Annotated in this window: 7 protein-coding genes; all 7 read right to left on the bottom strand. The window is 46.8% G+C overall.

Annotated elements, in window-relative coordinates; all coding sequences use genetic code 11:
• Positions 1-141: 141 nt before the first annotated feature.
• On the bottom strand, positions 142-888 hold the full coding sequence (locus F6K57_RS36135; protein WP_293072921.1) for a DUF3747 domain-containing protein: 747 nt from the start codon (positions 886-888) through the stop codon (positions 142-144).
• A 328-nt stretch (positions 889-1,216) separates the two neighbouring features.
• A complete protein-coding gene (locus F6K57_RS36140; RefSeq protein WP_293072924.1) occupies positions 1,217-1,732 on the bottom strand; it encodes a peptidylprolyl isomerase in 516 nt (171 codons plus the stop codon).
• 352 nt (positions 1,733-2,084) lie between these two features.
• Positions 2,085-3,440, bottom strand: a complete 1,356-nt coding sequence (locus tag F6K57_RS36145; RefSeq protein ID WP_293017455.1) for a D-alanyl-D-alanine carboxypeptidase — start codon at positions 3,438-3,440, stop codon at positions 2,085-2,087.
• Positions 3,441-3,791: 351 nt separating this feature from the next.
• The gene (locus F6K57_RS36150; protein ID WP_293072927.1) at positions 3,792-4,019 is read right to left on the bottom strand and encodes a hypothetical protein; all 228 of its coding nucleotides are present in this window, start codon (positions 4,017-4,019) and stop codon (positions 3,792-3,794) included.
• Entirely contained in the window at positions 3,994-4,257 is a 264-nt protein-coding gene (locus F6K57_RS36155; protein ID WP_293072930.1) for a hypothetical protein, read from the bottom strand. Before F6K57_RS36155 ends, F6K57_RS36150 begins: the two co-directional genes overlap by 26 nt.
• Positions 4,258-4,395: 138 nt before the next feature.
• Positions 4,396-4,557: a hypothetical protein gene (locus F6K57_RS36160; RefSeq protein ID WP_293072933.1), complete on the bottom strand. Its 162-nt coding sequence runs from the start codon at positions 4,555-4,557 to the stop codon at positions 4,396-4,398.
• A 109-nt stretch (positions 4,558-4,666) separates the two neighbouring features.
• Positions 4,667-5,160 (bottom strand): zinc-binding dehydrogenase (locus F6K57_RS36165; RefSeq protein WP_293072936.1); only part of this gene is annotated, 494 nt, incomplete at its 5' end.

Here is a 5,160-nt window from a genome sequence, read left to right on the forward strand (position 1 = left end):
ATCTCCCTATCTCCCTATCTCCCTATCTCCCTATCTCCCTATCTCCCTATCTCCCTATCTCCCTATCTCCCTATCTCCCTATCTCCCTATCTCCCTATCTCCCTATCTCCCTATCTCCCTATCTCCCTACTCGTGAAATTCTTAATTAGACCCCTCAAACACTGGTATGCCATCATCTGAGGATTCTGCCGGTGCAGGTGCTGGAAGTTGAGGGCTAGTGTCAGGAAAACGTTCACCACTAGTCTTTGGTTGGGCTTGTGGTTTGGTAAAAATATATTCCCTGCTGGGGGTAGGTGGTGAAGGTTGAGGGCTACTGTTCCACTGTGGCGCGACAGTATTAGCGATCGCACCATAGGTAAGATAGATGTGACCTAATTGTCTGCCTTGATAGACACGTTTGGTAAATCGCCAACCAGGATCAAGAAAGATTTTGAGAAAGCCATTAGCCAAACCTCTGGTGCGGCCAAGCTCAATGTCTGGGGCATTGCGGTCAATGCGGTGACTCCCTACTAATACCAATTCCCCATTCCGCTTAACCACTCTGAGCATATAGTCTAGGCCGAAGTCTTGACTATCGACGCGGATAGAATAGCCGTTGCTGTCTGTACTGCGGCCACAAATTCCTGTAAAGTCAAAGTTGAGCAGCAGAGGCTCTACTACAACTGGGTTAGTGCCACGTTCACCCCAGCACGCTTGCCAGTTTGCAATCTGCTCGATGATTAGTAATTGATAGCTGTTATAACCAAAAGGGGCAGCAACGGCAATAAAATTGTTTCCGTTAACTTCGATGTTGTCAAAAGTATTGGCTGCTGCTGGATTGATAGCGCCTAAGGTAAGGCAAGAAGCTGTAGTGATGGCAGTAGCTGCTAGCCAGGGTGATGTGTTCATGGGTTTTACCGTTCCTAAGTCAGACTATTCCCGGTAGACGCTAACACTAAAGAATTTGCTCCCCTAGTGATATATTCATATTATATCAACTCGGCTTGTTGAAGAATATCTTAGAAAAAGAGAAAAGGTCAGTGGTCAGTGGTCAGCCGTCAGTGGTCAGCCGTCAGCTTATTTGATCAGGACTTACCCACAGACTCCATGTGTAGGGTGGGCAAAACCTTGCCCACCCTACAGGTAGCTGATAGCTGATAGCTGATAACTGATAACTGATAACTGATAACTGATTGCTGACCGCTGATTACTGATAGCTGATTACTGATAGCTGACGTTACTCGTTAATCGTCACTTTCACCATTTGAACCGGAGTTTTGGGGCGATCACCGCGATCAGTAGGGGTGGTTTGAATCTGGTTCACCACATCCATACCCTCAGTCACTTTACCAAAAACCGGGTGCTTCGAGGGACCTGGAGAAAACCAATCGAGATAGGAATTGTCTCGTGTATTGATGAAAAACTGACAACTACCGCTATTGGGAGCACCGGTATTTGCCATAGATAATGTACCTGGCTGATTGGAGATTTTGGCATTGTCCGGGTGCTCATCCTGGATGCAGCCGTCAGGACCATTCCCGGTACCGGCGCTACGACTATTGGGATCCTTGCTATGGGGACAGCCAAACTGAATCATAAAGTCATTAATCACCCGGTGAAAATGAAGACCATCGTAGAAACCAGACTTGGCTAGTTTAATGAAATTACCGGCTGTCTCTGGCATCACATCGGTGAACAATTCCACGGTAATTGTGCCTAAAGAGGTTTCTAGGGTTGCGGTTGGGTTTGCCATCTATATTTCTCAGTTAATGAGAGTTTAGTTAACACTCAACTAGGATACAGCAGGGAGTCGGGAATGGGGAGTCGGGAATCGGGAATCGGGAATCGGGAGTCGGGATTCGGGAGGTAAGCTATCAGCTATTAGCTATCAGGTATCAGCTATCAGCTTATGCCCACGCTACTTGAGGTGCCATCAGCTACCAGCTATCAGCTTATGCCCACGCTACTAGATCGGTGCTTTTGAATAAGCGATGCAGCGGGTTAGGTCACAGGCTGGAAGCCTGTGCCACGGCTGACTGCTAACTGCTTACCTTACCTACTCCCTACTCCCTACTCCCTACTCCCGATTCCCGATTCCCGATTCCCTACCTAACAATTTCACTAAACGACCTCTTACCGATCCTCTGGGGTGATGGTTTAATGTCAGGAGGAAGAGATTGCACCACTCCCCATTTAGTTACTAATTCTTTTAGCAGCATCTCTTGCTCAGTCCGGAATTTGGTATAGTCTCCTCCTGAATTCATGACAGCAAACCAAACAGTGCCATAGGTTTGAGTTGGTAAGGCTCCGGCTAAGGTACTAACATAATTCAAACTACCGGATTTCACTACTGCTAAGTTAGGCAATGGACGTTCATTTAATATACCTTTGTCTTCTCCTACGATGGCAAATACATCAGCAACGGTCATGTTGTATTGCTGAAGATAGCGCTCAATGGCGAGAAATACAGCAGTGACAGCCCGAGGAGACATGCGATTTTCTTCACCTAAACCAGACCCATTGATTAAGCTAATTTCTGATTGGGGTACTCCCGCTGCTTCTGCTGCTTTGCGGGCTACCACTTTGGCACCACCAGCTGTATTCGCTAGCATGTCGGCCATTTTATTATTACTGTAGCGATTCATTTTCTTCAGCAGTTCCGCCAGGGGAAAGGAATACTGGCGCACTAGGGGCTGTAGGTTGTCAGGGGGTGAAGCTACCACTTGCACAGAGCCTGCGATCGCAATTTCTGGTCTAGGGGTACCTGGGGGTAAGGTCTGATACTGAGTTTCTGCTGCTGGTGGCCAACTCTTACCATTCAAGCCTTGCTTGAGCAGAGTGCCAGCTTTGAGGGGTAAGGTCTCAAAATTCATATAAAACTTACCCACAATCACCAAATTACCGGTTACTTGCTTGATTCCTAACTGATTTAACTGGTTGCCTACTGCTATGGCTTCTTCCCAAACAAAAAAGGGGTCTTCTGATCCTTCAACCACTAGGTCTCCTTGTAGCACCCCGTTCTCAATCGGTCCGGTGGCGCTAAATTTGGTAATGAATTGGTGGTCAGGACCAAGAGTAGAAAGAGCGGCTAGGGTGGTGGCTGCTTTGGTAAGGGATGCTGCGGGTAAGGGAGTAGTGCCTTGGTAATTCGCTAAGAGGGTATCTCCTGATTCGATCCATATGCCTTGATTGGTCTTGGTCATCCCTTTGGCGGATAATCCTTTCAGGTATTGGTCAACACTCTGTTGGCTTCCTGGATTAGGATTCGTTTCCGCAACAGTTAGGGGTTGATCAGGCTTTTGGATCACCTTTAGTGCATTCTCTGGTTCTGAGGACTTGGAAGCATCTGGATCAGGAGATGGAGATACACCCTTTGGGGAATCCGCCCCATTACATCCAATTACTAGTGCTAGGAGTAGTGTAGATAGTGTAGCAGTTACATAAGTCTTCGTTTTGAGCATTATTATTGTATAGCGGTTTTCAATTAGGTGAGGTCTTTTTTTTAAGGGAGCAGGGAGTAGGGAGTAGGGAGTAGGGAGTAGAGGTAATAAGATTGACTGTACCTCATAAGTATGATCAACGCTATATTAGGTGATATCTTTCCAAATTATCTAGCCTTATATACTATAATCGAGCCTGATATAATACTCAATTATAATACTATATTTCGTTTATACCTAAACTTACAAATACAGCGTTTTTACTAGCTATCAGGTACACAGTATTTTTTACCTATTACCTGCTCCGAAGTCCCTGCTCCCTGCTCCCTAAAACCCAAGAATTTGTACCTCATCCAATTTAAAACTGCTGTACTATATCTTTTCTTCTAACTGTTTAAGTTTCAAATTTACTTCCAAATCATCCCGTCCCACAATAGTTTCTATGTTACCGAGGCGTTCTTCTATTTGTTGTACTTGATTAGGAAGAAGGGTTTTATAGGACTTGTTATGAGAGTGCCAAACAAAAGCGGTGCTAGTTGCTGCGCCCCCGATGACAATCATCGGTAGAGCTAACTTATATTTGCCTGGGGCAAAAATCATACAAATCGCTAACATCACAGTAGAATAAGACCAAATTTGTTTGGTGGTCATCGCACGGATATTTAGAGATTTCTCGAATTCGGATTGTTGTTGATAAGTCATGGTTTAGTAAAGGGAGTAGGGAGTAGGGAGTAGGGAGTAGGGAGTAGGGAGTAGGGAGTAGGGAGTAGGGAATCGGGAATAGGGAGTGTGGAATAGGCATCTTGCCTGTATCGGGCATCAGGCGTGGAACGGGCATCTTGCCTGTATCATACCCAGGCGGGCAGGATGCCCATTCTACTGATATTGGGTGGAATAGGCATCTTGCCTGTATCGGGCATCAGGCGTGGAATGGGCATCTGGCCTGTATCATACCCAGGCGGGCAGGATGCCCGCTCTACTGAGATTGAGTGGAATGGGCATCTTGCCTGTATCGGGCATCAGGCGTGGAATGGGCATCTGGCCTGTATAATACCCAGGCGGGCAGGATGCCCATTCTACTGATATTGGGTGGAACAGGCATCTTGCCTGTATCGGGCATCAGGCGTGGAACGGGCATCTTGCCTGTATCATACCCAGGCGGGCAGGATGCCCGCTCTACTGATATTCAGCTGATAGCTGATAGCTGACCGCTGATAGCTTACATCCCATCACCTATTGATCATCTTTCAAGAGTTATGGTCCATGGTCAGTAAAATTTTCAAGACTCCCTGCTGCTGGGCATGGTTAAAGGCGGTTAACCCTTCTTCAACTGGGTAATGAGCTTGGATCAGGTAGTTGACATTTACTTTATCTTGTGCTAATAAATTAATTGCTGGTTTAAAGGGACCGCAACGGGAACCGATTAGCGTGATTTCGTCTACTACCAGAGATGATGCATCAAAGGTTAGCTGGCCAGCGTAGGTACTTTTTAGTACCAGGGTACCTCGTGGGCGCAAGGCTCCACGGGCAAGGGCAAAGCCTTCGGGGTTGCCAGTACACTCGACTGAGATATCGAAACTACCGTTAGTGATGGCATCGGCAAAGCCTACCTTTATTCCTCTGGCTTCTAAATTGGCCAATTTCTCGTGATGACGGCCAATCACTAGCAAATTGCAGCCCGTTAGGGCTAGGGTTTGTGCCACCAGTTGTCCGAGCTTACCGTCTCCCACTACTAACACCT

Source organism: Moorena sp. SIO4A5, assembly GCF_010672005.1.
In the GTDB taxonomy this organism is placed as follows: Bacteria; Cyanobacteriota; Cyanobacteriia; order Cyanobacteriales; family Coleofasciculaceae; genus Moorena.

What these genes read in the sequence shown, in the direction of transcription:
- F6K57_RS36145 (WP_293017455.1), bottom strand. Translation starts at nt 3,440, where the DNA reads ATGCTCAAAACGAAGACTTATGTAACTGCTACACTATCTACACTACTC.
- F6K57_RS36135 (WP_293072921.1), bottom strand. Translation starts at nt 888, where the DNA reads ATGAACACATCACCCTGGCTAGCAGCTACTGCCATCACTACAGCTTCT.
- F6K57_RS36140 (WP_293072924.1), bottom strand. Translation starts at nt 1,732, where the DNA reads ATGGCAAACCCAACCGCAACCCTAGAAACCTCTTTAGGCACAATTACC.
- F6K57_RS36155 (WP_293072930.1), bottom strand. Translation starts at nt 4,257, where the DNA reads ATGCCCGTTCCACGCCTGATGCCCGATACAGGCAAGATGCCTATTCCA.
- F6K57_RS36160 (WP_293072933.1), bottom strand. Translation starts at nt 4,557, where the DNA reads ATGCCCGTTCCACGCCTGATGCCCGATACAGGCAAGATGCCTGTTCCA.
- F6K57_RS36150 (WP_293072927.1), bottom strand. Translation starts at nt 4,019, where the DNA reads ATGATTTTTGCCCCAGGCAAATATAAGTTAGCTCTACCGATGATTGTC.